Source organism: Aureibaculum algae, from assembly GCF_006065315.1.
In the GTDB taxonomy this organism is placed as follows: Bacteria; Bacteroidota; Bacteroidia; order Flavobacteriales; family Flavobacteriaceae; genus Aureibaculum; species Aureibaculum algae.
The window spans coordinates 2,856,558-2,882,586 of sequence record NZ_CP040749.1; the positions used below are offsets into that span (position 1 = coordinate 2,856,558).

19 protein-coding genes and 1 tRNA gene are annotated in these 26,029 nt (G+C 29.7%); 4 read left to right on the forward strand and 16 right to left on the reverse strand.

The window, feature by feature from the left end:
* Positions 1-13: 13 nt before the first annotated feature.
* Positions 14-874 (reverse strand): inositol oxygenase family protein, encoded by an 861-nt coding sequence (locus FF125_RS11955; protein WP_138949979.1) that lies wholly within the window; start codon positions 872-874, stop codon positions 14-16.
* Positions 875-1,227: 353 nt separating this feature from the next.
* Here FF125_RS11955 and FF125_RS11960 point away from each other — a divergent pair, with 353 nt between their 5' ends.
* Positions 1,228-1,893, forward strand: a complete 666-nt coding sequence (locus FF125_RS11960; RefSeq protein ID WP_138949980.1) for a carboxypeptidase-like regulatory domain-containing protein — start codon at positions 1,228-1,230, stop codon at positions 1,891-1,893.
* Here the strand turns inward: FF125_RS11960 and FF125_RS11965 are convergent.
* Both FF125_RS11965 and FF125_RS11970 read right to left on the reverse strand, forming a co-directional pair.
* Positions 1,806-5,609 carry a hybrid sensor histidine kinase/response regulator gene (locus tag FF125_RS11965; RefSeq protein ID WP_138949981.1) on the reverse strand — a complete coding sequence of 1,268 codons (3,804 nt, stop codon included), beginning with the start codon at positions 5,607-5,609 and terminating at the stop codon, positions 1,806-1,808. The two genes, FF125_RS11960 and FF125_RS11965, sit on opposite strands and share 88 nt — an antisense overlap.
* A 360-nt stretch (positions 5,610-5,969) precedes the next feature.
* Positions 5,970-6,043, reverse strand: a tRNA-Arg gene (locus tag FF125_RS11970).
* A gap of 335 nt (positions 6,044-6,378) precedes the next feature.
* Here FF125_RS11970 and FF125_RS11975 point away from each other — a divergent pair.
* On the forward strand, positions 6,379-7,314 hold the full coding sequence (locus FF125_RS11975; RefSeq protein ID WP_138949982.1) for a sterol desaturase family protein: 936 nt from the start codon (positions 6,379-6,381) through the stop codon (positions 7,312-7,314).
* Between the two features lie 131 nt (positions 7,315-7,445).
* A complete protein-coding gene (locus FF125_RS11980; RefSeq protein ID WP_138949983.1) occupies positions 7,446-8,774 on the forward strand; it encodes a DNA recombination protein RmuC in 1,329 nt (442 codons plus the stop codon).
* A 253-nt stretch (positions 8,775-9,027) separates the two neighbouring features.
* On the opposite strand, the gene glyA is transcribed toward FF125_RS11980, so the two are convergent.
* Positions 9,028-10,302 (reverse strand): serine hydroxymethyltransferase, encoded by a 1,275-nt coding sequence (gene glyA, locus FF125_RS11985; RefSeq protein ID WP_138949984.1) that lies wholly within the window; start codon positions 10,300-10,302, stop codon positions 9,028-9,030.
* A gap of 263 nt (positions 10,303-10,565) precedes the next feature.
* Between glyA and fahA the strand changes: the two genes are divergently transcribed.
* On the forward strand, positions 10,566-11,846 hold the full coding sequence (fahA, locus tag FF125_RS11990) for a fumarylacetoacetase (protein WP_138949985.1): 1,281 nt from the start codon (positions 10,566-10,568) through the stop codon (positions 11,844-11,846).
* A gap of 190 nt (positions 11,847-12,036) precedes the next feature.
* Here fahA and FF125_RS11995 read toward each other — a convergent pair whose 3' ends face one another.
* The 12 genes from FF125_RS11995 to FF125_RS12050 form a co-directional block, all read right to left on the reverse strand.
* Entirely contained in the window at positions 12,037-13,437 is a 1,401-nt protein-coding gene (locus FF125_RS11995; RefSeq protein WP_138949986.1) for a sugar transferase, read from the reverse strand.
* A gap of 354 nt (positions 13,438-13,791) precedes the next feature.
* Positions 13,792-14,550 (reverse strand): polysaccharide deacetylase family protein, encoded by a 759-nt coding sequence (locus FF125_RS12000; RefSeq protein WP_138949987.1) that lies wholly within the window; start codon positions 14,548-14,550, stop codon positions 13,792-13,794.
* Positions 14,525-15,622: a DUF354 domain-containing protein gene (locus FF125_RS12005; RefSeq protein WP_138949988.1), complete on the reverse strand. Its 1,098-nt coding sequence runs from the start codon at positions 15,620-15,622 to the stop codon at positions 14,525-14,527. Before FF125_RS12005 ends, FF125_RS12000 begins: the two co-directional genes overlap by 26 nt.
* Positions 15,619-16,572 carry a glycosyltransferase gene (locus FF125_RS12010; RefSeq protein ID WP_317129673.1) on the reverse strand — a complete coding sequence of 318 codons (954 nt, stop codon included), beginning with the start codon at positions 16,570-16,572 and terminating at the stop codon, positions 15,619-15,621. The genes FF125_RS12005 and FF125_RS12010 overlap by 4 nt, the downstream gene beginning before the upstream one ends.
* The gene (locus FF125_RS12015) at positions 16,557-17,561 is read right to left on the reverse strand and encodes a lipid II:glycine glycyltransferase FemX (RefSeq protein WP_138949990.1); all 1,005 of its coding nucleotides are present in this window, start codon (positions 17,559-17,561) and stop codon (positions 16,557-16,559) included. Before FF125_RS12015 ends, FF125_RS12010 begins: the two co-directional genes overlap by 16 nt.
* A gap of 11 nt (positions 17,562-17,572) precedes the next feature.
* The gene (locus FF125_RS12020; protein WP_138949991.1) at positions 17,573-18,664 is read right to left on the reverse strand and encodes a glycosyltransferase; all 1,092 of its coding nucleotides are present in this window, start codon (positions 18,662-18,664) and stop codon (positions 17,573-17,575) included.
* A 51-nt stretch (positions 18,665-18,715) separates the two neighbouring features.
* A complete protein-coding gene (asnB, locus tag FF125_RS12025) occupies positions 18,716-20,566 on the reverse strand; it encodes an asparagine synthase (glutamine-hydrolyzing) (RefSeq protein ID WP_138949992.1) in 1,851 nt (616 codons plus the stop codon).
* Between the two features lie 9 nt (positions 20,567-20,575).
* On the reverse strand, positions 20,576-21,772 hold the full coding sequence (locus FF125_RS12030; RefSeq protein WP_138949993.1) for a glycosyltransferase family 4 protein: 1,197 nt from the start codon (positions 21,770-21,772) through the stop codon (positions 20,576-20,578).
* 45 nt (positions 21,773-21,817) lie between these two features.
* Positions 21,818-22,909 carry a GDP-L-fucose synthase family protein gene (locus FF125_RS12035; RefSeq protein WP_138949994.1) on the reverse strand — a complete coding sequence of 364 codons (1,092 nt, stop codon included), beginning with the start codon at positions 22,907-22,909 and terminating at the stop codon, positions 21,818-21,820.
* Positions 22,910-22,924: 15 nt separating this feature from the next.
* A complete protein-coding gene (gmd, locus tag FF125_RS12040; RefSeq protein WP_138949995.1) occupies positions 22,925-24,043 on the reverse strand; it encodes a GDP-mannose 4,6-dehydratase in 1,119 nt (372 codons plus the stop codon).
* A 135-nt stretch (positions 24,044-24,178) separates the two neighbouring features.
* On the reverse strand, positions 24,179-25,315 hold the full coding sequence (rffA, locus tag FF125_RS12045; RefSeq protein WP_138949996.1) for a dTDP-4-amino-4,6-dideoxygalactose transaminase: 1,137 nt from the start codon (positions 25,313-25,315) through the stop codon (positions 24,179-24,181).
* A 2-nt stretch (positions 25,316-25,317) separates the two neighbouring features.
* Positions 25,318-26,028 carry a GNAT family N-acetyltransferase gene (locus tag FF125_RS12050; protein ID WP_138949997.1) on the reverse strand — a complete coding sequence of 237 codons (711 nt, stop codon included), beginning with the start codon at positions 26,026-26,028 and terminating at the stop codon, positions 25,318-25,320.
* Between the last annotated feature and the right edge of the window lies 1 nt (position 26,029).

The window sequence follows — 26,029 nt, forward strand, 5'->3', positions numbered from 1 at the left end:
TAGTAGTTAGTGATTAAAATTTTAACGAAGAAGGCAGGTATTTTGAAACTAGTTCTTCATAATAAGGTCTGAGTGCTTTTGCATCTGGTTCTACAGGAGCTTTTGAATACAGATCATAGGGATTAAACTTTTTAACCCATTCAAACATTTCAATATCCTTTTCATTCATCAAATGTGCATAAGCATTCTCACGATGTTGTGCATAAAAAGAATGATATCTGATCATGTATAATGCGGGCTCTGGTAAGTGATTTTTTAATATTTGGTATAAATATTCATCATGTCCCCAACTCATTTTCACCTTATCTAAACCACAATTAGGAGTATAAATTCCAAATTTAGTATTATACCGATCGTCATTGGTATCTGGGTTATTCTCAAAAAATTCAGGGTATACAATGGTATCTGAAAATTTACACCCAACTGGAAAAGTATCTCCCACAACTGCCCATTGTGGCTCCCCAAACAGACATAATACCTTACCTAAATCGTGAATAAAACCTGTGAGTACAAACCAATCTGGATGACCATCTGCTCTTATCGCTTCAGACGTTTGCAATAAATGTTGAAATTGATCTAAATCAATATCAGGATCACTGTCATCCACCAATGTGTTTAAAAAATCTACGGCATCCCAAAGTGACATTTCTTTTTTGTCAAACTTTAAAAACTCCTTCTCTTTTTCACAAACAAAACGATACGTTTGATTGATATGGTTTACACGGTAAAACTCCTTTACCGTATCTACACGTTCAGAATCGACATAATTTCTAAACTCCTCCTTTTCTTTCTTAGTAGCTTCTGGATCGGGATAACGCTCTTTTAAGTTATCTTCCCAATCGTCAATATTATCCATCGGATTATCATTTGCCATACCTTTATTTTTAAATTTTATACTTATTATACGTACTCTTTTAGACTATAGTAGCCTTGCGAATAAATATATTATATATTCTAAATGAAAAGATGGACTAATATTTCAAAAACATGGACAAATTCGACCTTAAATTGTTACAATCTAAATGTTTATAAATGGGGCTTGAAAAATATTTTCAATTAAAAGAAGAAATAACAGTCTCTTTTAAATATTTAAAAAAAGTAAAGAATAATACATTTTTCCATGTTTTTGAATAAAAAATCCATTCTACAACTCTCCATCTTCAGTAATTTTAACAAAATATTAATAACAATAAATAATTAACTTAAATTTTAACTAAACAATTAAATATGGAAAAATTAAAACTCTTACTAATTGTCTTTATGGTAGGTTTTTCAGTTAATACATGGGCACAAACTACGGTGTCAGGTACAGTATTAGATGATTTAAAGGAACCTTTACCAGGAGCAAGCGTTGTTGTAAAAGGTACAAACAATGGAGTTGTTACAGATTTTGATGGTAAATTCACTATTACCGTTAAAAACGAAAATGCTCGTTTATTAATCTCATTTATTGGATTTGAAACGAAGGAAATCAGCTTAGATGGATCATCTAATTACACCGTTCAATTAGAAGTCGGTGCAAATGCTTTAGACGAAGTAGTTGTTATTGGTTACGGTTCTGTAAAAAAGACAGATTTAACAGGTGCCGTTGCATCCATTAGTGCAGCCACCATAACGGAACAGAAAAAAACAGATATTGGTCAAGCAATTCAAGGTAGAATAGCTGGGGTAGATGTTAGAGCATTAAGTAATAAACCTGGTGCTCCACTTTCAATTGATATTAGGGGTAATACAGTAATAAAAAATAATGATGCAGGTCGTGATGGGATTAGTGATAATCTTGCGAGTGACCTTTCAAAACCACTTTATGTAGTTGATGGAATATTTTTTGCCAATAACAAATTATCAATTCTTGATCTTAAAACATTTATTACAAATGGTTTAGACAAGTAAGCATCTGCTCCATTATCATAACCTACTATTCGATCCTCCGCCAAGGTTCTTGCCGTCAATAAAATCACCGGTATATGAGAGGTTTCTAAGTCCGTTTTTATTAATTTACACATTTCAAATCCATCCATTTTAGGCATCATAACATCACTAATTACAACATCTGGATAGTACTTTTTAACCATTTTCAATCCCTCCTTGCCATTGACTGCTTCTTTTATTGTGTATGCATCCTTTAAGTCATTTTTCAAATGGACTCTTAACTCTTTATTATCTTCAACTATAAGAATTACAGGTAAGTCTTTATTAACTTTAATACCCTTTTCTTTTTTAGGATCTACTGATACATTATCATTTGATATTATCATGTTATACTCAACGGCCTTCATGGAATTGATTAGATACTCATTCTTAACATTTTCAACTTTTTTAGATTTAGAATTTACATCTAATGGTAATTTCACAATGAATTTACTTCCTTTTTTACGTTTGCTGTCTAAAGATATTTTTCCTCCATGCAGTTCAACCAATCCTTTAGTAAAATTAAGTCCAATTCCTGTTCCTGATTTAGTTTCATCTACATTATAAAATCGAGAAAAAATGCGATTCTGTTGTTCTTTGTCTAATCCTACACCCGTATCTTCAACTATTATCTCAATATATCTATTTAATTTTCTACCTTTAAATAATGTAAAAGTAGATTTACTTTCCTTCTCCTTTGAGGTATTAATTGTTACAGAGATACTACCTTCATTATTTGTAAATTTAATAGCGTTAGAAACTAAATTGGTAATGATCTTTTCTACCTTGTCAAAATCAAAAAGACATTTTATACTTTTAGATGTACTTTCAAAAGTATAGTCAATCTCTTTCTTTTTAGCCAAATCTTTAAAAAGAGCAAAAATATCGTGGCTAAATTTCACAATATCTCCCTTTTCTAATTGCAATGGAGACATACCGGCATCCATTTTTCTATAATCTAGTAATTGATCTACTAAATGCATTAATCGTCTAGCACTACGTTGTATTGATGTAGCTGACCGTTTAGTAACTTCAGGGTCATTATTAAAGTTTGCTAAAATCTTATTTACCGGATTTAATATAAGCGTTAAGGGTGTTCTAAATTCATGCGACACATTTACAAAAAACTGAAGTTGTTTTTGGTCTAGTTCATGCCGTTGAGCCTCTTGAATTTTTAGTGTATAATAGTGTATGACAGCAAATAAAATAAGAGCTCCAATTATAAAATAAACGAAATAAGCCCACCAAGTTCTCCAAATTGGAGGGGCAATCACTATATTGATAAAGGCCATTTTAGCCGAATCCCAATCTCCGGTTATTGATGCTTTAACTTCGAACGTATAATTACCTGGTTCTAAATTTGAAAGATTAACAACTCTATTAGAACCTAAATTTATAAACTCATTATCAAGACCTTGCATTCTATAAGCATATTGTACTTGTTCTGAATTATCAAAATATAAAGCTACAAACTCAAATGAAATATAATTTTCATCATAGTTCAAATTCAAATCCTTAATTTTTGAAATCCCATTATTTAAAAGTACTCGTCCATTAATAGAATCTCCTTCAACTACTATTTTATTATTCAACCTAAAATTTGTTATTTGAGGCTGTAACTCTACTAAACTAGGGGCTTTTATATCATTGGGCTGAAATATATTAAAACCATTTATTCCACCAATTATAATCCGACCATTTTTAGTTTTCTCAATTGATTTACTTTGAAATTCAGGCCCTTGTAATCCATCATGTGCATTGAAATTTTTAAACTGATGTGTTTGAGGGTTTAATAAGGACAAACCACTTTTAGTTGTTATCCAAAGGTTATAATTATCATCCTCTTTTATACCTACAACTAGATTATTAGGTAGTCCATTTTGAGAAGAATATGAATTCAATAGATGTAACGTGCTATCTAATTTAAATACACCATTGTCAGACCCTATCCAAATATTTCCATTATGATCTTCTGTTACATAGTTTATTCCACCTCCTTCTAAACCTTTTTCTTTAATAAGTTTAAACTTAATATCTTTTGGTATATATTCATCTAATTGGTTTAAATCAACAACATTTAAACCCAGAGCTGTACCAATAAACAAACGATTTTTAGAATCAATGAACGTGCAGATTACAGAATTACTAACCAGACCGTTTTCTTTTGCAAATGTGTTTTTATAATTAGAAAATTGTTCAGTTAGCGGGTCATAAAGGCTTAAACCTTCGGTTCTTAACCCAAACCATATCCTATTTTTATTATCTTCTACCCCTGACCATACTGAACTTTGACCAATGGAGAGTGAATCTTTTACATCATGCAAAAACGTATCAAATGTATTTGTTTTTGGATTAAATTTGTTAACACCCCCGTCTAAAGTACATACCCAAATAAATCCGTCATGACTTTCAAATGTGTATAAAATTTTATTTGAACTAAGACCATTACGAAGATTAGGATTACGACTAAAATGTTTAAACGATTTTGTTTTTTCATCAAAAAGATTCATACCTCCATCGTAGGCACTTATCCAAATCCTTCCTTTTGAATCTTCTAAAACTGATTGTACCGTTTTTTGATTTAGTCCATTTAAATTATTGGGCTGATAGTAATAATGACCAAAAGCATAATTAGAAGGATCTAATTTACTAACTCCTTTATCATAACTTCCAATCCAATAAATGCCTTTATTATCTTCAAATATTTTACTAGGCTTATTATTTGGAAGGGTAAAAGGATCTGAAAAATCATTTACAATGTGCTGTTGTAACTCTACAACATCATCCTTTTTATTAAACAAATACAATCCAAATGCATCGGTTGAAATCCAAAAGAGGCCTTTTGAATCTTGAAACATATCTAATATTGGAGTGTTTTTATCTACTACAGAAATATGTTTAAATGTATTTTGCTTCGTATTCCACAAAATCAAATTGGAAAGATCATTACCTATCCAAAAATCACCATCACTATCAATAAAAACCCTTTTGGGTATGTGATTAAGTTCATAGCTTCTATTATTTTTAATTAAAACCCGGTCGAAATTATTTTTTTTATAATTATACCTATTGAGATGTTGACCATTAGTACCTATCCATATAATATCTTTTTCATCCTTTACTATAACATTTACATTGTTATTATCTATAGAGTTTGGGTTCGTTTGATCATTTATATAATATGAAAATTTATAGTTATCTATATTAATACTATCATCACCTAAATTAATTTTTATAATTCCATTATTTGTTCCTACCCATATTGTATTATTAATACTATCATAAAATAAATCATTAATTATTTTTTGTGTTCCATTGGCTAATGATAAATCACGGTAAAGGTTAATTCGTATAAAATTATTCTTTTCCTTAACAAATAAGTTCAAACCATTATTTGTACCCACCCAAAGGTTACCTTCATTATCTTCAGTTATTGCATTAATTCTATTATTACTTATAGACTTTGAATCATTTAATACAGATTTAAAAATTTCAAATTCATATCCATTATATTTATTTAAACCGTCAATAGTACCAAACCATAAAAATCCTTCTTTATCTTGAAAAATTTCGACACAAGTACTGCTTGACAGCCCATTATAAGTATCTAAGTTCTCAAACTTTAAATTGTTGAATTGACTAAAAACTAGATTAGTAATTAAACAGAAGCTGTAAATAATGTAGTTTTTAACACTCATATTTAATGTGTAATAATTCAATTAGAAAACTCCAATTAATATTTTAGTGTTTCTGTAATTTATAGATTTCTATAAATTTACTTCAATCATGGTAGTTTGAAATAAACCATTGCCACCAATTTTTCCTTGAAAAGTCGTATTAATCAAGTAATGTCGAAGATAATAATTTAAGTTTTAATTCCAAATTTAATAGTATTTCTTTTGACAATATACCACATTTCAACTTTATCGATAAAATATCGGTATCCATTCTTTTAGAATTAAAATTAAATGAAGATTCAACAATCAGATTCGAAGAAAAACAAATCGAATAAAAGATATAAAAACGAAAAAAGCCTTACAAAAGTAAGGCTTTTCAAGTGATGGCACTAGGATTCGAACCTAGGACCGCCTGCTTAGAAGGCAGGTGCTCTATCCAGCTGAGCTATGCCACCATTTGCTAAAATTAGCGGTGCAAATATAAAACTTAAGATTAAAATAACAATGATTTATCAATTTATTTACGATAAAATTTTACGTTATAAAAATTCAATTATTTTTTTCAAAATTATTCATTATAATACTCTGATATCAATCACATTAAGAATAGTATATTTTCATCACTAAGGAAATCTATTTAACATTGTGTAAAAATAAAACATACACTATGGAGTAAAATAGTTATTAGTAAGCCTAAAACATACTTGGAAAATGTTTTTTTATTGTTAAAACAATTGAAAGTTTGATTGAAGTACTTAGATTATATTTATATTTACAAAAAATTTAAAAATTGGATTTAACCAACCCCTTAGTCTACGGCGGACCAGCATTTATAGCTTTTATTTTATTAGAATTAGTTTATAGTAAAACACATGACAACGATGAGTTGTATGAGTGGAAAGATCTTTTTGCAAGTGGAGCCATGGGTCTGGGCTCAGCTATTATAGCCCCCTTAGTGAAAATAGTTTTTGCTGTTGTTTTATTCAGTTTTGTATATGACTTATTTAATCCACTAGTTGATGGTGTTCCAACAAATATTATGGGATGGGAATCTTTTGGTTGGGCTTGGTATATTTGGATTATTTGCCAAATAGCCGATGATTTTTCTTATTACTGGTTCCACAGAGCTAATCATGAAATTAGATTCTTATGGGCGGCACATATTGTACATCATTCTTCAGATAACTTTAATTTGGGTACAGCGGTACGTAACGGTTGGTTTACTGTACTTTACAAACCTTTCTTTTATATGTGGATACCTGCAATTGGCTTTCATTACGAAATGCTCATCGTATGTATGGGTATTGAGGCTCTTTGGCAATTTCAATTACACACTAAATATGTACCAAAATTAGGATTTCTAGAGAAATTTCTAAATTTACATACACAACATCAAGTTCATCACTCTAGAAATATTGAATATATGGATAAGAATCATGGTGGATATTTAAATCTTTTCGATAAAATGTTTGGAACTTGGAAAGAACTAGACGAAGAAATAGAAATTAAATACGGAGTAACAACACCACCTGCTTCTTATAACCCATTCGTTATTCTTACACATGAATATGGTGATATATGGAAAGATGTTAAAAGAGCTAAATCTTTTAAAGAAGGATTCATGTACATTTTTGGACCTCCAGGCTGGAGCGTTGATGGAAGTTCACTTACTGTTAAACAGCAACAAAAAATATTAAAAAAAGCTGCAATTGGTGCTGATAAATAATTATTGTCACTAAATTATAAAGCTCACCCATTTCTTTAGATAACATTACAAATGCTAAATATGTAATGCCAAAGGTATTAATGTACCTTGATGTTTTATTTTGATATTTTATACTAATTCTGCGAACATTGATGGAACAATATTTCATTTTTATTATCATATTTATTATTTCTTTACTTTTAGGTGCTTTTATTGGTAAACTATTAACAAAAGTTGAAACCGAAAAAGAAAAATCAACCCTAGTTGAACGCAATACAATCCTTAACGAGATAAAAACTAATGCAGAAAAAACAATTTCGGACCTTCAATTAGAATATAGTCAACTTCAAGTTGAAAAAGAGCAAATAGTAAAAGTAACTATTCAGCAAGATGCCTCTATTAACAATTTAAATGAAAAGCTTTCAAATCAGAAACACGAGCTTGAAAATATTCAAGAAAAATTCACCAAAGAATTTGAAAACTTAGCCAATAAAATATTAGAAGAAAAATCGAGTAAATTCACGCTACAAAATAAAGAGAATATAAAAAATATTTTAACCCCATTAAACGAAAAAATTAAACTTTTTGAAGATAAAGTTGATAAAACACATAGAGAAAGTATCGATTACCATGCGGCGTTAAGACAGCAAATAATTGGCTTAAAAGAGTTAAACCAGCAAATGAGTAAAGAAGCTGTTAATCTTACAAAAGCTCTAAAAGGGGATAGTAAAACACAAGGGAATTGGGGAGAACTTATTTTAGAACGTGTGTTAGAAAAATCTGGTTTAGAAAAAGATAGAGAATATTTTTTGGAAAAAAGTTTTAATACAAAGGCCCTTAATAAAACAAGACTAAGACCCGACGTTATTATCAATCTTCCTGATAATAAGAAAATGATTATTGATTCTAAGGTCTCTTTAACCGATTATGAAAAATATGCTAATGCAGAAGATGATAGTGATAAAGAACGCTATTTAAAAGACCATATTCATTCTCTCAACAGACATGTTACGCAATTGTCTGAAAAAAAATATGAAGATATTTACGAAATAGAATCTCCTGATTTTGTATTGTTATTTGTTCCTATTGAACCCGCATTTGCTGTTGCCATAAACGCAGACAATCAATTGTACAATAAAGCTTTTGAAAAGAACATTGTTATCGTTACCCCTTCTACCCTTCTTGCTACCTTAAGAACCATAGATAGTATGTGGCAAAATGAAAAACAACAACGAAATGCCGTTGAAATTGCCCGTCAAGCAGGAGCTTTATATGATAAATTTGAAGGCTTCGTAATTGATTTAACTAAAGTTGGTAAAAAAATGGACGAAGCAAAAAGTGAGTATAAAGGAGCAATGAATAAATTAGTTGAAGGAAGAGGAAATCTAATTACCAGTGTTGAGAAAATTAAAAAATTAGGAGCCAAAGCTAAAAAAGCCTTACCTCAAAAAATAATTGAAAGGGCAAAAGATGAAGATTAATCATATTTTTTGTAACATTTCCAATCATAATAATACTATTGAAGCCTAAATATTGTAAAGATCATTGTTGTAATTTTAAAAGAAAGAGGTGATTATTTAACTTTACACTAAATGAGAAGTGTTAGATAGCGTTTATATAAATGGAAAATTCACTTAACATCGTTAAAAAGAGATGAATTTTGGTAATACAATAATTATAAGAATAAAAAAAGCGAGCTCATGAGCTCGCTTTTTTATATAATAAAATATCAATTTAAGAATTAAATAAGGGTCTATGACTCATCATTTCATTTACTTTTTCTGCTACTGCTTCTAAAGCATCTTCATTTTGATAGTTAGTTATTACTTCATCAATAAAACCAACAATAATAGGCATATCATCTTCTTTAAGTCCACGTGTAGTAATTGCGGCAGCTCCAATTCTAATTCCTGATGTTACAAATGGTGATTGTGTATCAAACGGAACCATATTTTTATTCACTGTAATATCTGCTTTTACGAGAGCATTTTCTGCTTCTTTTCCAGTAATATTTTTATTTCGAAGGTCAATCAACATCATATGATTGTCGGTTCCTCCGGAAATTAAATCATACCCTTTTGCTACAAACGCTTTTGCTAATGCTGCTGCATTCTTTTTTACCTGTAATTGATAAAATAAAAATTCATCAGTCAATGCTTCTCCAAAAGCAATCGCCTTAGCGGCAATAATATGTTCTAATGGTCCACCTTGATTTCCAGGAAATACAGCAGAATTTAAATAAGAAGACATCATCTTTGGCTTACCACTTTTTAATGTAACTCCCCAAGGGTTTTCAAAATCTTTACCCATCATAATCATTCCTCCTCTTGGACCACGCAATGTTTTATGTGTAGTTGTAGTAACAACGTGACAATGTGGCAAAGGGTCATTTAAAATACCTTTTGCTATTAATCCAGCAGGGTGTGATATATCTGCAACTAATAAAGCACCAACACTATCCGCAATTTCTCTAAATTTTTTAAAATCTATATCTCTAGAATAAGCAGAAGCTCCTGCAATAATTAACTTTGGTCTTTCCTTATTAGCAGTTTCTTGAATTTTATTATAATTTAAAATCCCTGTTTCTTTATCAACGCCATAAAAAGAGGTTTCATAAAGAACACCTGAAAAATTTACTGGTGAACCATGTGTTAAATGTCCACCATGAGACAAATCAAAACCTAAAATTTTATCTCCTGGTTTTAATAATGCGAAAAACACTGCTGAATTTGCTTGAGAACCTGAGTGTGGCTGCACATTTACATATGCAGCTCCAAATAAAGCCTTAGCTCTATCAATAGCTATTTGTTCAACAACATCTACGACTTCACATCCTCCGTAATAACGTTTACCAGGATATCCTTCGGCATATTTATTTGTTAATACAGAACCTGCAGCTTCCATTACCTGTTCACTTACAAAATTTTCTGAAGCAATCAATTCAAGTCCATTGAGTTGTCGCTGTTTTTCTTCTTCTATTAAATCAAAAATTTCTTGATCACGTTGCATTGTAATTGTTTTATAAAAAAACCTATTTAAAACTTTCAAATGATTGGAATAATATTCTTTTAAAACCCTTATAAACTTTTTAAATTTTAAGTTTTTCAACTATGTATTAAAAAAGTCTCCAAATTGCCATAAAATTGCTAATTTTCAAATCGATTTAAAAAGTTCAAATCAGTTCTATGTTAAAGTGATGCCAAAAATACTAATTTCATTTTGCAAAAACATATAAACTTATATATTTGAATAAAATTTTATACAATTAAAAGATGGTAATAAAAGCAAATGATCCGAATAGAAAGTCTTGGTTGAATGTTGAAAAGGATTCTGATTTCCCAATACAAAATATCCCTTTTGGTGTTTTTTTAACAAGAGATGATATTATAACAATAGGGACAAGGATTGGCAACTACGCCATTGATTTAGGAGCATTGCATCAATTAGGCTATTTTAGTGAAATTCCATTAACAGATGATATTTTCTTACAAGACACTTTAAACGATTTTATAGCTGATGGTAGAATAACGTGGAGATTGGTAAGAAATAGAATTGCTGAAATTTTTGATAGTAACAATTCTATTTTAAAAGACAATGAAGAACATAAAGATCGTATTATCTTTACAATGGAAGAAGTTGAAATGCAATTACCAGTAACTATAGGTGATTATACTGATTTTTATGCAAGTAAAGAACATGCTACCAATGTAGGAAGTATTTTTAGAGATCCTGAAAATGCATTGATGCCCAACTGGTTGCATATTCCTATTGGTTATCACGGTAGAAGTTCCTCTATTATTCCATCAGGAACACCAATAAAAAGACCCAACGGACAAACAAAACCTAAAGGTGCCGACAACCCAATTTTTGGTCCTTCAAAATTGGTTGATTTTGAATTGGAAATGGCTTTTATTACTACAGATGTTAATAAATTAGGTGAAACTATAAAACTTGAAGAAGCTGAAGATTATATTTTTGGATTAGTCTTATTTAATGATTGGAGTGCTAGAGACATACAAGGCTGGGAATACGCTCCGCTGGGCCCTTTTTTAGGGAAAAGTTTTGCTTCAACCATTTCACCTTGGATCCTCACTTTAGATGCCTTAGAGCCCTTTAGAACCGCTAGTCCTGAACAAAACCCTACACCACTACCCTATTTACAACAATCGGGCAATAGAAGTTTAGATATAAAATTGCAAGCTTCATTATTACCCGAAAATGGAGATGAAACCAAAGTTACTGAATCGAACTTTAAATACATGTATTGGACCATGGCTCAACAATTAACACATCATACTAGTAATGGTTGTAATGTTAGAGCTGGTGACATGATGGGCTCAGGTACTATATCTGGTCCAACAAAAGAAAGTTATGGTTCTATGCTTGAATTGACTTGGGCTGGAAAAAATCCTATTACTTTAAATGACGGCTCTGAACGCAAATTTATCAATGATAACGATACCGTTATTTTGAGAGGGTATTGTGAAAATAATACGGTTAGAATTGGGTTTGGTGATTGTAGTGGAAAGATGGTTCCTGCGTCAATTAAATAGATGTTTTATATTACCATGCCTAACTTACAATTAAAACAGGCATTAATAAAGCATCTTGATTAAATTGTGCCATTACTATTGATAGCTATCTTGATTTCTCTGTAAATCTAATTTACAATAATAAATAAACTCATAAAAAAACCATCTTAAAATAAGATGGTTTTTATTATTGCTATATTATTAATTACCGTTAAGCACTTCTTTTATTTTTAAATATAATGTTATACATTGCTTTAAAGAAATACTTTGTATCTGTAGTATATGGATTTCTTAATTTTTCTTCAAGATATTCTTTTTCAGATTGTAACACACTCTCTACTGCACCTTTTCTATCTAAAGCCACATAAGGAGGAACACAACCAGGTTTTTGAGCCAAACGCAATTTTTGCAAGTCCTCAGGAATATCTTGAAAGTAACGCTGAGAAACTGGTCTCGCTCCAACAAGCTTTAAATCTCCTTTAAAAACATTTATTAATTGTGGTAATTCATCAATCCAATAACGACGTAATACCTTACCCCAAGGAACTAATCTAAAATCATCAGCAGGTTTCCCTGTTTCAGCATATCCATTTTGTTTTAAAACATAATCTTGTAAGTATTCAGAATAAGGGTGCATTGTTCTTAACTTATATACACCAATTATTTTACCATTTTTACCAACACGTCTCATTTTAAATAAAGGACCATAACTAGGGTTCATGTCATAAACCGGTTCCTTAATTTTTTTTGCTGCAAAATAATGAATGCCGTCTATTACTTTGACATCTATTATATCAAACCCACATGATACCAACCTTCCTAGAGCTTCAGCCTTAGAGAGCAACCTGTTTTTACCTTTGGTTGTAAAAAAGTAAAGCTTCTTTAGAACAGGCATTTTAGGAAAAACTCTTTTAAATAAGAATTCAAAACCAAAATAGATTCTACTTAAATAAGGTATCTTATTTATTGGGTGCCTTTCTGCTCTAGATGCAAATGTTTCAAAATTACCTAGTAAAATACCATTAAGTGGTAATTTACTATTTACTTCTTCAAATTGTTTATTTATCAATCTGAAATTATTAACTCTATCAAGTAACACAATATTCTCAACACCATCAAATTCACTATAACTAGATAAAACCTTGTTTTTTGATATAATCAAATTTCTAACAGAAGATATATTAACAAATTCTTTGAAGAATTCAAATGCATCTTCTCCTATTTCATCAATAATTAGTCCTTTGTTATTAGAATTTAACGCCTTTTGAAGTGTTTCAATTTCTGAATATTTATTAAAAGCTTCTAAAAACTCACTTTTCCATTCTGAGAAAACTTTAATTGAAATACCCTCCTTCTTACATACATCTTTTTCGCTAATATCATCAATTAAACTATCAACAACAATTCGTATTCTTTCCAAAGAAGAAAAATCTGCGGCCTTTTTATTTCTAACAAGTTTTTTTGTTAATAATCGAAGTTTTGAAGAATCCTCTTTCTTTAAATTCAAATCTGACTTAAAAGAATCATTTAAAATTATATTCCTCTTTAAGTGAATATAATCATCTAGAAACTTTTTAAATTCAAGTTTTTGGGTTGGGTAAATTTCAATCATAGCAATATAGTTTTTTAATTAAACTGTAATCTTTAAAATATTAACAGGACGATTCCTATCTGACTTACCAAAAGGCATGCCATAATATATTTTAGTTAAAGAAAAATAGTTGAAAGAAAAATTAACTATATAAAAAGAATGAAATACGTTCAAATATGTCTTCTTCATTACAAGATTACATATTTCACTGCATACATTAACCACATACTTATAAGTTGTAAGTATCATTTTTTTAGGGGTATTCTTTTTAATAGCTTCTGCAAATATACACAAAAAAAATTAATTGACCTAAAAAATAAAACAAAAAACAAACCTCCTTTAAAGTGTTCTTTATTAAATGTTTAACTTTAAATATTACTTTCTATTTACGTAAAAAGCCTTTTTAATTATATTTTTTATATGCTGCATGATATACTCCTTGGTCCAGTTTAACATTCCATCATTCCATCTTTGAGGATGAAATGTAAACATCATACGATTTGGTAAATCATGACTTATCAGATATTCAATAATATCATTTGTTGAGTGAAAAGTAATTTTATAACTGCTATTTACTCTATCTCTGACACTGACTTTATGACCATCCCACATCCGACCAGTATCAGTCATATAAAAAACATCTTTGAAATCAACATCGAAATAAGGCTCACCAATTATCTCATAATCACGATAATTATTCTCTTTCCAAAGGTCTTTTGAATCATATTTAGAGGCTGGGCTACCATGCATGCAAATTGTTGAGACAGGTGCTAACTTTCTTAAGTCTGCAAGATTTTTTTCAAAATCAGACATCCCTTTTTTCATATCACCTTTACAAGTAGTTAAACACTCATAATGATATCCAATTTCATGACCTAAATCAGCTATCTTCTTTATAACACTTTCGTCCCAACTTTCTGGTACAGCTCTGAAATAATATACTCCTTTGACCCCATTTTCGGCCTGTATTTCAGCAAACTTTAAAGAATTATGAGGTAAGAGATCTACATCATGTCTGAGTACTATGCTCTTTACTGATGGAGATTTAATAAACTCTTCAAAAGTTTGAAATGTATACCCCTTCTTAATTAATGCTTGAAGTAATTCTTTATATTTTCTTACTGTGAAGTCCATTATTTATTTTAAAATTGAATTGATATTTTGGATTTTTCTTTAGTTCTAAATAACTTTCAGGATAATTTTTTACAAACCAAAGTAAAAAATCTGTTACATCAATTTTATTTGAAAGCATTATTTCTTTACGATTGTTTAATTCTTCTTTTCCTAAATTTTCCTTTACAATTTCCTTAACCTTATCTAGTACTCCTTGTCCCGATTTAAAATTGTAGACCAATTCATACTTTTCCTGATCTCGATTATTACATGCTTCAATAGAATTTACATAAATAGCTGTCGTACCCAAAACACCTGCTTCTGATGCCATTGTAGCACCCTCACTTATCACCAAATCGGCATAATATAATGCATGATGAATGTGCTCAGGTGGAATTTTTATTTTGTATTTTTTTAATTCTACAGGCAACTCAGATTCAGATGAAATAAATACTTTATATTTTGTCGCTAAAAAGGAAATAATATCATTTTTATCTTTATCATTTATTCCATTTTGTCCCACATCATGTGTTGCATTCCATGAAACAAACCTAATAATAACATAACTATCTTTTGACTCTATACCTAAGAATTTATAAATAGAATTGTCTGGGGAAAAATAATTCGGACTCAAATAAGCTAATTCATGATATGATGGATATCTTAATTGTTTTTCACCCAAATCTCTCTTTAATACATCAGGTGTAAATACCATTTTAGTAAAGGGAAGATATAACCTTATTTGTTCAAGATTTCCAGTATCTTCAAATGTGAAATGAGGTTTTCTTAACATAAAAGCCACTTGAGCCGCATACATAGATCCGACGCTTAAGAAAATATCAGGCTTAAACTTTATAGCAGTTTTTAACATCTTTAAATCAAAAACTAACAAACCAAAAATTTTACCAGCTATTGATTTATATTTTTTACCGAAAGAGACATATTTAAAGCCATTTGCTTTTAATAATTCAATCTCAAATTCCTTTTCTCTACATGTAAACAAAACTATGTGGCCTTGCTTTTGCATTTCAATTGTAAAATTTTTAAACAAATGCACATGAGCTGGATGACCTATATCAATTAGTATTCTCACTTTATTATAGTTTTATATAGCTCAATAAGTTGATTAGCTATTGTTTCATTGTTAAAATGTAATATCTTTTCTCTACCATCAGTTTTTGCCGAATCTTTTAATATTACTTTAATTTTACTCGAAATTTCCTCAACATTATATGAAGTAATATAACAATGCTTTGTACCCCTAATAACATTTTTCACATCACCTACATCTACCGAAACTACTGGTAAGTTACTAGCCATCGCCTCCTTAACAAATTGTGGTGATCCTTCAGTAAAAGATGTCAACAAAGCAAGGTCAACGGCATTCATTAGTAAAGCAACTTGTTGCCGGTCAAAACCTTTTAATTCTAATACTTCAATATTATTATCTTTAATCTTTTCTATTGCTTTTTTTGCCAATGGAAAATTTTTTACTTGATTATTAAAAGCAGATGAAAATAAAATATATTTTTTTTGTAAATCTAAATTTAGTTTTTTTCTTGCTACCAATTTATCTATCGGATAAAAAATACTAAAATCGACACCACACGGAATCACTGATTCATTTTTATACTTTGCAATGTCGGCTAATTTTTTCGAAACAAAAATTGATTTCTTAGACCATCTATGAGCTAATAAAGAGAAAGGTCTTACTTTTTTATCATTTAAATCAGAACCATGAAAAGTTATAACGGTTGGTACTTTTCTTTGTAATACACTTAATAATCCGCTTAAACCATAATGAGCGTGAACCATATCAGGTTTAATTATTGAAATCATTTTTCTTAACCGAAAATAATTGCTAAAATACCCCATTAAACCGTTACCATTAATTTGAAAAAAATTAATGGTAACACCGTACCTTTCTAGAGCTTCTGTTTGATCTTTAACAAACGGACTGATTACATTAGCATTACCGCTAGCTACTATTAAAACCGATATTTTCTTCTTTTTGATACTAATTGTTTTTATCTTTTTAATAATTTCAAACCGAGTTTAGCTGTTTTAAACATTATTGGTCTAAATACCCTTTGATATCTTCCATGTTCCACAAGTTCTCCTCCGTATTGAGCTTTAAAATTTCTAACCCCATATTCTTCATCTTTTAGACCAGCTCCCATAAAGTCAAATTCTTTTAGCTTTTTTTCTATTCCAAATTTTATTACAGCCCAAGCTGCCAATGTACTTGGGTATTGATGTTTATAATCTCGATCCATACCTCCTCTGTACCAATCGTAAACACATTTGTCATCATATACTAAAAAACCGCCTCCTATAACTTTCCCTTGATACAACAAAGCTACTACATTTCCGAAATCTTGATTGGCCAAATCGTTAAAAAATGATAATTTGGGTAAAGGTTTTTTAACTCTTTCTGCGTAAATACTTTTTATTATTTTATAAACACCTTCTATATTATTATAATTATTTTCATATGAAATCTCTACACCTTCTCTTAAACTTCTTCTTATCTGCCTTCTTTTTTCAGAAGTTAGATTTGCAAATATAGCTTCTTCATCGGTTAACGATATTTTAAAATTTTGATAGGCTAAATATTCAAATTTATTCTCTTGAAATAGTTTGTCATAATCACTAAAATCATGAGAGTTACGAAATTCAGCATAAATTGATTTAGATTTTAAGTTTTTGTTTAACCCTACGATAAGCTCTTTAAAAACTTCTTGTCGATTACAGTCATTTGACAATACAGGACCACCATATATAATAGCTCTTTTAGAAAAATATTTTTTTAATCGAGTTCCATTATATTGGACAACAATTAGACATATAGCAAGAAATTTATTTTCGGTTGATTTTATTGCGTAAACAAATGGAGTACATTCCTTTTGTTTTTCCCAAAAAAGATACATTTCAGGAAATTGAAAAACAGAACCAACGTCAGATTCTTTTACCAAATCCAACCATGAGTTATGATCAATTTTTTTATAATTATTTTCAAATATATACTTCAAGATTTAATTTTTTAATTACTACTGAACTCCCTATACATTGCAATGGTCTCATTTACCATATTTTCTATAGAAAATATAGACTTAATTCTTTCCGCTCCTTTTTCTCCAAAACTTTTGGCCAATTCTGGATTATTTAAAAGAAATAAAATTTTTTCCGCTAATAACACAGGGTTTTGTGCATCTATATGGTAACCTGTTTCATTGTTTATAACCAATTCTTTAGTCCCGCCACCACCTGTTGCAATTACCGGTTTTTCAAAAACCATATACTCCATAATTGCGTTAGAAATACCTTCAGTAAATGTAGCCAAAACTCCAATATCAAATATATTAACGATTGATTCTACATCTTGTTGTCTTCCAAGAAATAGAAAGGATTCATTATTAATAGGTTTGATACTTTTTTTGAGAACTTTTAAATTAGGGCCATCCCCTATTGCGATAAATATAACATCTTTAAATTTTTCTAAGACGATTTCACCAGCAGTAAAAAATGTTTGATAATCTTTCTTTTCGGTAAAGGAAGCTACCATACCTACAACTTTTTTATTACGAATTTGTAATTTTTGTCTAATCATTTCTGGCTTTTGATTGACATCAATACGATCTAAGTCAAATCCATTATAAATAACTTTTCCTTTATTTTGTGGCACACTATATGAGCCTAAGCCCGCCTTGGAATTGGTTAGAATAACATCACTAAAAGGGTAACTAACAGCATTAAAAAAATATCTTTTTGATAATTTTGACAGTTTTGGAGGGGCTGTGGTAATCATCGAGTTTATAAAAGGAATGCCTTTAAATTTACAAATAGGTGCAAAATGAAACGCTGCGATATTGTCCCAACAATGAACTATATCTGGTTTAATAACTTTTAATAAATTATTAAATTTTGATAAAATCTTAATATCTTTCTTTATATTTCTTTTTAAGTAACTAATATTCACATCTATATCAGCAATTTCGGTAAAGTGAATTTTATCAGACAATAAGAGTAGCTCACAATTAAAATTATCTCTTTTCGATAGCACTTTAATTAAAGAAACTAATCGTCTCTCTTTTCCACCTGAGCTTAAAGATTCTATGATGAACAATATTTTCATTTGTAATCCATATAAGTTTAATAATCAAAGATATTCAATAAAAAACATCAATTATATATTATTTTGTTTTAACCATTCATCCAAGAACAATAAAGACCAAATTTTTTGGCTGTAATCTCTAATTCCCTTTTGATGATTGTTTAAAATTTTCTCAACAACGGGTTTCCCTAAATAATTGTACAGTTTTTCACTACTCCTTAATGTGTCATTAGCATAATGTTTTAAATCCCCTTTAAACCAAGTATCTAAAGGAATTGCAAAGCCTTGTTTTTTATGTGAAATAATTTCAGGTGGTAATATTTTAGAAAAGGTTTCTTTCAATATATATTTTTTAACTCCCGCTTTTAATTTTAATTCAGATGGGATGGTAAAACTCAATTCGGCAAATTTATGGTCTAAGAGTGGTACTCTAGCTTCCAGGGAATTCATCATCGAAGCTCGGTCAACTTTAGTTAAAATATCATCAACCATATAAGTTTTCATATCTAATTGCTGCATTCTTGTTAAAAAATTGGCATTTGAAGTTTTTATTAAATTGATTTTTAGATTTTCGGAATAATTCTTTGCCAATCTCGACTGAATATCAGGCAGTAATAAATCCTCTCTTTCATAATCTTTCCATAAATTAAAATAAGCATTAATATTATTTTTATCTTTAGATAAATAATAGGACATTCCTTTCCCATAAATATGATCTGGAATCATTTTATTGAGCAATGAGAAAAATAATTTGGGATAATATTTTTTTCTATGTAAAGAAATCATCTTATCGTATGAACTATATCCTGCAAATAGTTCATCACCGCCATCTCCAGAAAGAGCCACGGTTACATGTTCTCGGGTATATTTTGACACATAATATGTTGGAATGGCTGAACTATCAGCGAATGGCTCGTCATATGCTTTCACTAAATCTGGTAATAACTCGATAGATTCTGGCTCAACTATAAACTCATGATGCTCCGTCTTATATCTTTCGGCAACAAGCTGAGCATATTTTAATTCATTGTATTTTTCTTCCTTAAAGCCAATAGAGAAAGTTTTAATCGGTTGCTTCGAATTTAAAGCCATTAATGCTACAACGATACTAGAGTCAACACCACCACTTAAAAAAGCTCCCAAAGGCACATCACTTATCATACGCATTTTGACTGCTTTGCTTAATTCTTCATACATCGCTTCTTTCCAATAGGCTTCTGATTTAGAATAATCAGGTGTGTAGGTAATATCCCAATATTTTTTTATGGTAAGTTTTTCTTTTTCATTAGGTCTTAACATAAAACTACAACCAGGTTCTAATTTTTGTATTTCATTGTAAATGGATTGATTTCTAGGAGTATAACCATAAGCGAAATAATAGTCAAGTGATTCTAATCGTAAACTACTTTTAACATTTTCAGCAGCCACAATTGATTTAACCTCGGAACCCCAAACAAATTTTTCATTATCTATATAATAATGAAAGGGTTTAATTCCAAACCGATCCCTAGCACCGAAAAGCTGCTTTTTATGATCATCCCATATAACAAAAGCGAACATCCCTCGTAAATGATCAACACAATTTTCACCATACTCTTGATAAAGGTTAACAATAACCTCTGTATCAGTGTTGGTTCTAAATTTATATCCTTTTTTTTCTAAAGCAATACGATTTTCCTTGAAATTATAAACCTCTCCATTAAATGTTATCCATAATGTACCCTCAAAATTGGACAAAGGTTGATGACCAGTATGTAAGTCTATAATACTTAGTCTGCGAAAGGCAAGTCCAACATTATTATTATAATAATGACCTTCATCATCTGGGCCACGATGTTTTATAACATCAGACATTTTCTTTAATTCGTTTAAAGAGACTGTTCTGTTTTCATCAAAAAATATTTTTCCGGCTATTCCGCACATAAAACTTAATTAGTTAGTTAGTAGTTCCTTTAAATTAGCTGCGTATGTTTTATAATTAAAAACGTCTACTCCCAATTCATGCCCTTTTAATCCTACAGTATTTGCAAGTGCAGGTTGTTCAATAATTAAGTTGAGTTTATCGGTAAGACTATCGCTATTATCTGTTTTTGCAATAAAAGCATTTTTACCATCGTTAAAAAACTCTGTAATTGCCCCAGAATCTGAAGTAATAATAGGTCTTTTAGAAGCGGTATATTCACATATTTTGAATGGGAATCTGGCCATATCTTGTAAATTATTACTTACCGGAATCAAAAGAGCTCTTGCTGATTTATAATACGAAATTAAATCGATATAGGTCAATTTAGATAATATATCTATATTATTTTGACATTCCTTTTGAGTGATATACGCATGTAGTTGATTTAATTGTTCTTGACTTCCGTTTACCACCAATTTTAAATGGTAGTCGTTTCCTAATGATTTCGAATTGGTAAATGCATTTATAATAAATTTAATGACATCCATATATACAGCTGAACCACAAAAAAGAAAAAACGAGACATCCTTATACTTAGGGTCAATAGTATCGAAATATGAGAAATCAATAATCGGTGGAATTTTAATCTTTTTTTTATTTTGGTTTATTTTATTTACATGATTTTCTAAATACTTACTAATAACAATAATTTTGTCTGTATAATCCAAAAAATGAGTGTCAAAATTATTTTTAATATCTTGTAATTGTTTCTTATCTCTATTTCCGAGTGACCCCATAATTTCCACATAATCATAAATCAACTCCATTTTTAAAACTCTGGATAAGAAATAATAGTATTTTAATTTTTTTAAATGAATGGAATTATTAAATATATGTGTAGCATTTTTAAAAAATTTATAATAAAATATCGTAAAGAATTCTAACAAACTTCCCAATTTTTTTAAAACATTTCTAAAAATAAAATTAGTTGGACGATATGGTATAATAGAACAATAAATATAATCTACACCTTGAAAATTACCCTGAGCCACCATATTTTCCCTATCAGTAATATGCTTTGAATGGCTCCCGCCATTATTAATTACAGTAACTTTATAGCCTGCTTCCAATAATGCCTTTGCTAATTGAATCTGACGTTGTATAGCGGCAGACCCAAAAGGAAATCCATTTGTTCCTGTAAAAAGTATTCTTTTATTCTTATTCAATTTATCTCTTTAAAAATTTAGATTTATTCAATGTAAGCTTGCTTTTTAGCTTATATAATTGTTATATATCGATTTTATCCCCTTATCTAAAGTTGTTTGATATTTCCATCCTAAGTTGTTTATTTTTGAAACATCAAGAAGTTTTCTAGAAGTGCCATCAGGCATTTTTGTATTCCAGTCAAAATTTCCTTTAAAACCAACAATATTTTTAATTTTATGTGCCAATTCTATTATGCTAAGATCAACCCCACAACCAATATTAATATGGGTGTTTTTAATTTCATTAGTATGAGGTTCTACATCTTTAAAATTAACATGCTCCATAATGTAACAACATGCACTGGCCATATCATCTGCATTCAAAAATTCACGCATTGGTTTGCCTGAACCCCATAAAGTAATACTTACATTGTTTGAACCATTTACTTGATTATGATTAATACCATACTTTTTTAAAATATTCAATATTTCCGTTGTGGTATCATTGCCATCAATCCCTTCAATTGGTAATCCAGTTAGATTACTTCTAATAGCTTGCCAATCTCCATTTTCTAAACATTTTCCCAAATGCATTTTCCTAATGAGTGCAGGTAATACATGTGATTTTTCAAGATCATAATTGTCATTTCTACCGTACAAATTCGTCGGCATCACAGAAATAAAATTGGTTCCATATTGAATATTATAAGATTCGCACATTTTAATTCCAGCAATTTTTGCAATCGCATATGGTTCATTTGTATATTCTAATTCAGAAGTTAATAAATATTCCTCTTTTAAAGGTTGTGGTGCATTTTTTGGATAAATACACGAACTTCCTAAAAAAAGTAACTTTTTGACTTTATATTTATAAGAATTATGAATTACATTATTTTGAATTTGAATATTCTCATAAATAAAATCAGCTCTATAGGTATTATTAGCAACTATACCACCAACTTTTGCTGCGGCTAAAATGACATATTCTGGTTTTTCTTTTTCAAAAAAATCTTTAACCTCTTGTTGATTAATTAAATTTAATTCTGAAGAAGTTCTAGCTATTAAATTAGTATAACCATTATTTTCTAGCAACCTCCAAATTGCTGAACCTACCATTCCTCTGTGACCAGCAATATATATTTTGGAATCCTTTTTCATTAAATGCTAAATTAACTATTCAAAATAATTGTTTGTATAATACCCACCTTCTTTAAGGTATTGATCTTTTTGCATCAATTTTATATCAGATTGCATCATGTCACTTACTAAAGAAGCTAAATCATGTTCAGGTATCCATCCTAATTTGGTATTTGCTTTTGTTGGATCACCAATTAACAAATCGACCTCTGTTGGACGGAAATATTTTGGATCTACCGCTAATACTTCTTTACCTAATTCTATTTGATATTTTTCATTATTGCAAGCAATTACATACGCTTTTTCATCAACTCCTTCTCCTTTGAACTCTAACTCTATGCCTACTACAGAAAAACTCATACGTACAAATTCCCTTACTGGGGTTGTAACTCCTGTTGCAATTACCCAATCTTCTGCTTTTTCAGCTTGTAAAATCATCCACATCATACGTACATAATCTTTTGCATGACCCCAATCTCGTTTTGCATCTAAATTCCCTAAGTACAATTTATCTTGAAGCCCCAACGCTATTCTTGAGGTTGCCCTTGTTATTTTTCGTGTTACGAAAGTTTCTCCTCTCAATGGAGATTCATGATTGAATAAAATACCATTACACGTGTACATCCCATAGGCCTCTCTATAATTAACAGTTATCCAATAGGCATACATTTTAGCCACGGCATAGGGAGAACGTGGGTAAAATGGCGTTTTTTCAGATTGTGGTACTTCTTGTACCTTACCATACAATTCTGATGTAGAAGCCTGGTAAATTCTAGTTTTCTTTTCCATACCTAATAAACGTACAGCATCAAGAATACGTAATGTTCCCAATCCATCAGCATTAGCTGTATATTCTGGAGTTTCAAAAGAAACCGCTACATGACTCATAGCCGCTAAATTGTAAATTTCATCTGGTTGTATTTCTTTAATCAAACGAGTAATATTGGTACTATCCGTCATATCCCCATAATGTAGAAAAAAATTACGATTATCCACATGCGGGTCTTGATATAAGTGATCTATTCGATCTGTATTAAAAAGTGAAGACCTTCTCTTCATACCATGCACTTGATATCCTTTTTTTAATAAGAATTCACTTAAATAAGCACCATCTTGTCCTGTTACTCCCGTAATTAGGGCTGTTTTTTTTGTCATTTTGGTTTATTTATTAATTACAACTGGAATATGTTATATATCTTATTATCATATTGAATTATTCCATTTGCTCATTTTTACACCTATTTATGTTATCAGCTACTACAAATTAGAGGAATAACATATTAAATCTCCTTATTTCGTCTTTTCTTTAAAATAATCAACAACTGATTGAATTACATAATTAACTTCATCATCTTTCAATTCAAAATAAAATGGTAATCTTAATAAGTGATCCGTATAAAAATCACTCATTGGCAATTCTTCACCTTCATACTTATTTCTATAAAATTCACTTTTATGTAAACTTAAATAATGAAACACACTTAATATTTTTCTATTTTTTAAAAAAGAGATAATATCCCTTCTCTCATTTAAAGATTTACATATTATATAAAACATATGTCCATTATTTGTAGAATATTCAGGTACCACAGGAAGATAGATTTTTCCTTGCATGGCTAAACTAGACAATCCCTCATAATACTGATTCCATATATATATTCTATTTCGCTGAATCATATCCAATTTTTCTAATTGAGCATATAAAAATGCAGCTGTAATTTCAGATGGAAGAAATGAAGAACCTGTATCTACCCAACCATATTTATTTACCTCTCCTCTAAAAAACGAAGCTCTATTTGTTCCTTTTTCCCAAATAATCTCAGCTCTTTCAGATAACTTTTCGTCGTTTATTATAAGTAACCCACCTTCTCCAGAAATTATATTTTTAGTTTCATGAAATGAATATGTACCCAAATGACCAATACCTCCTAAAGGTCTACCTTTATAAAAAGTATTTATTGCTTGTGCGGCGTCTTCAACAACCATAATATTATGCTCATCCGCTATTTTCATAACTTTATCCATATCTACAGCAATACTAGCATAGTGTACAACAACAATTGCTTTAGTTTTATCTGTAATTAAACTTTCAATTTTATCAATATCTATATTAGGATGATCTTTTCGTGAATCAGCAAAAATAACTTTTGCACCTTGTCTAACAAAAGCTAATGCGGTTGAGACAAAAGTGTAAGAAGGTACTATAACTTCATCTCCAGGTTTTATATCTAACAGCAACGCACACATCTCTAAGGCATCTGTACACGATGTTGTTAATAAAACTTTATGAAAATTATATTTGTCTTGGAAAAAATGATGACATTTTTTAGTAAAATGTCCATTACCAGAAACATGACCAGAATTCACAGCTTCTACAATATATTCCGTTTCTTTTCCGGATAAGAAAGGTTTGTTAAATGGTATCATGATTATTTGTTTTTTAACCAACAATGATAGACAAATTCAGTTTTGTCTTTTAAAAATCCTCTATTTTCATATAATTTACATGCAGGAATGTTAAAACCTTGTGTAACAACCTGAATTTTAGTATAATTATTATCGTAAGTCCACTTTTCTGCGGCATTCAATAATGTTTTACCAATTCCTTTACCTCTATATTCCTCATCAACGGCAACAATTCCAATATCACCTTTTCCATTTTTTTCAGATAAAGTTAACATACCTAATATGGAATCATTAACCTTATATACTAATGTGTTTTTAGCAATAGATAGATTAACGGAATTAATTATCCATTTCTTATATAATTCTTCAAATTTTTTTTTCGCTATTCGCTTATCATAATTAAATCGAGAATATTTACCACTTTGAACAGCTAAATCTAACATTTGTTCTGTAGGATACTCTAACCCATATTCAATAATATTTTTCTCATAGTAAGATGCTTCATTAACTCTTTTAAAATATGTTACTTTCTCATCAATCAATTCTATATTAAAATCAATTAAGTTTTTATTATTAATTTTTTCTTTCAAAAACACATAAACCAATTCAAAATTTTTATTTCGTAAGGTTTTTAATAAACCAGCCAATTGAAACTCATTAACCTTACTAGTTTCAATTTTTGCTACCTTATAGCCAAAAAATTCACTATCCCATAATAGTTCGATAAATTTCATA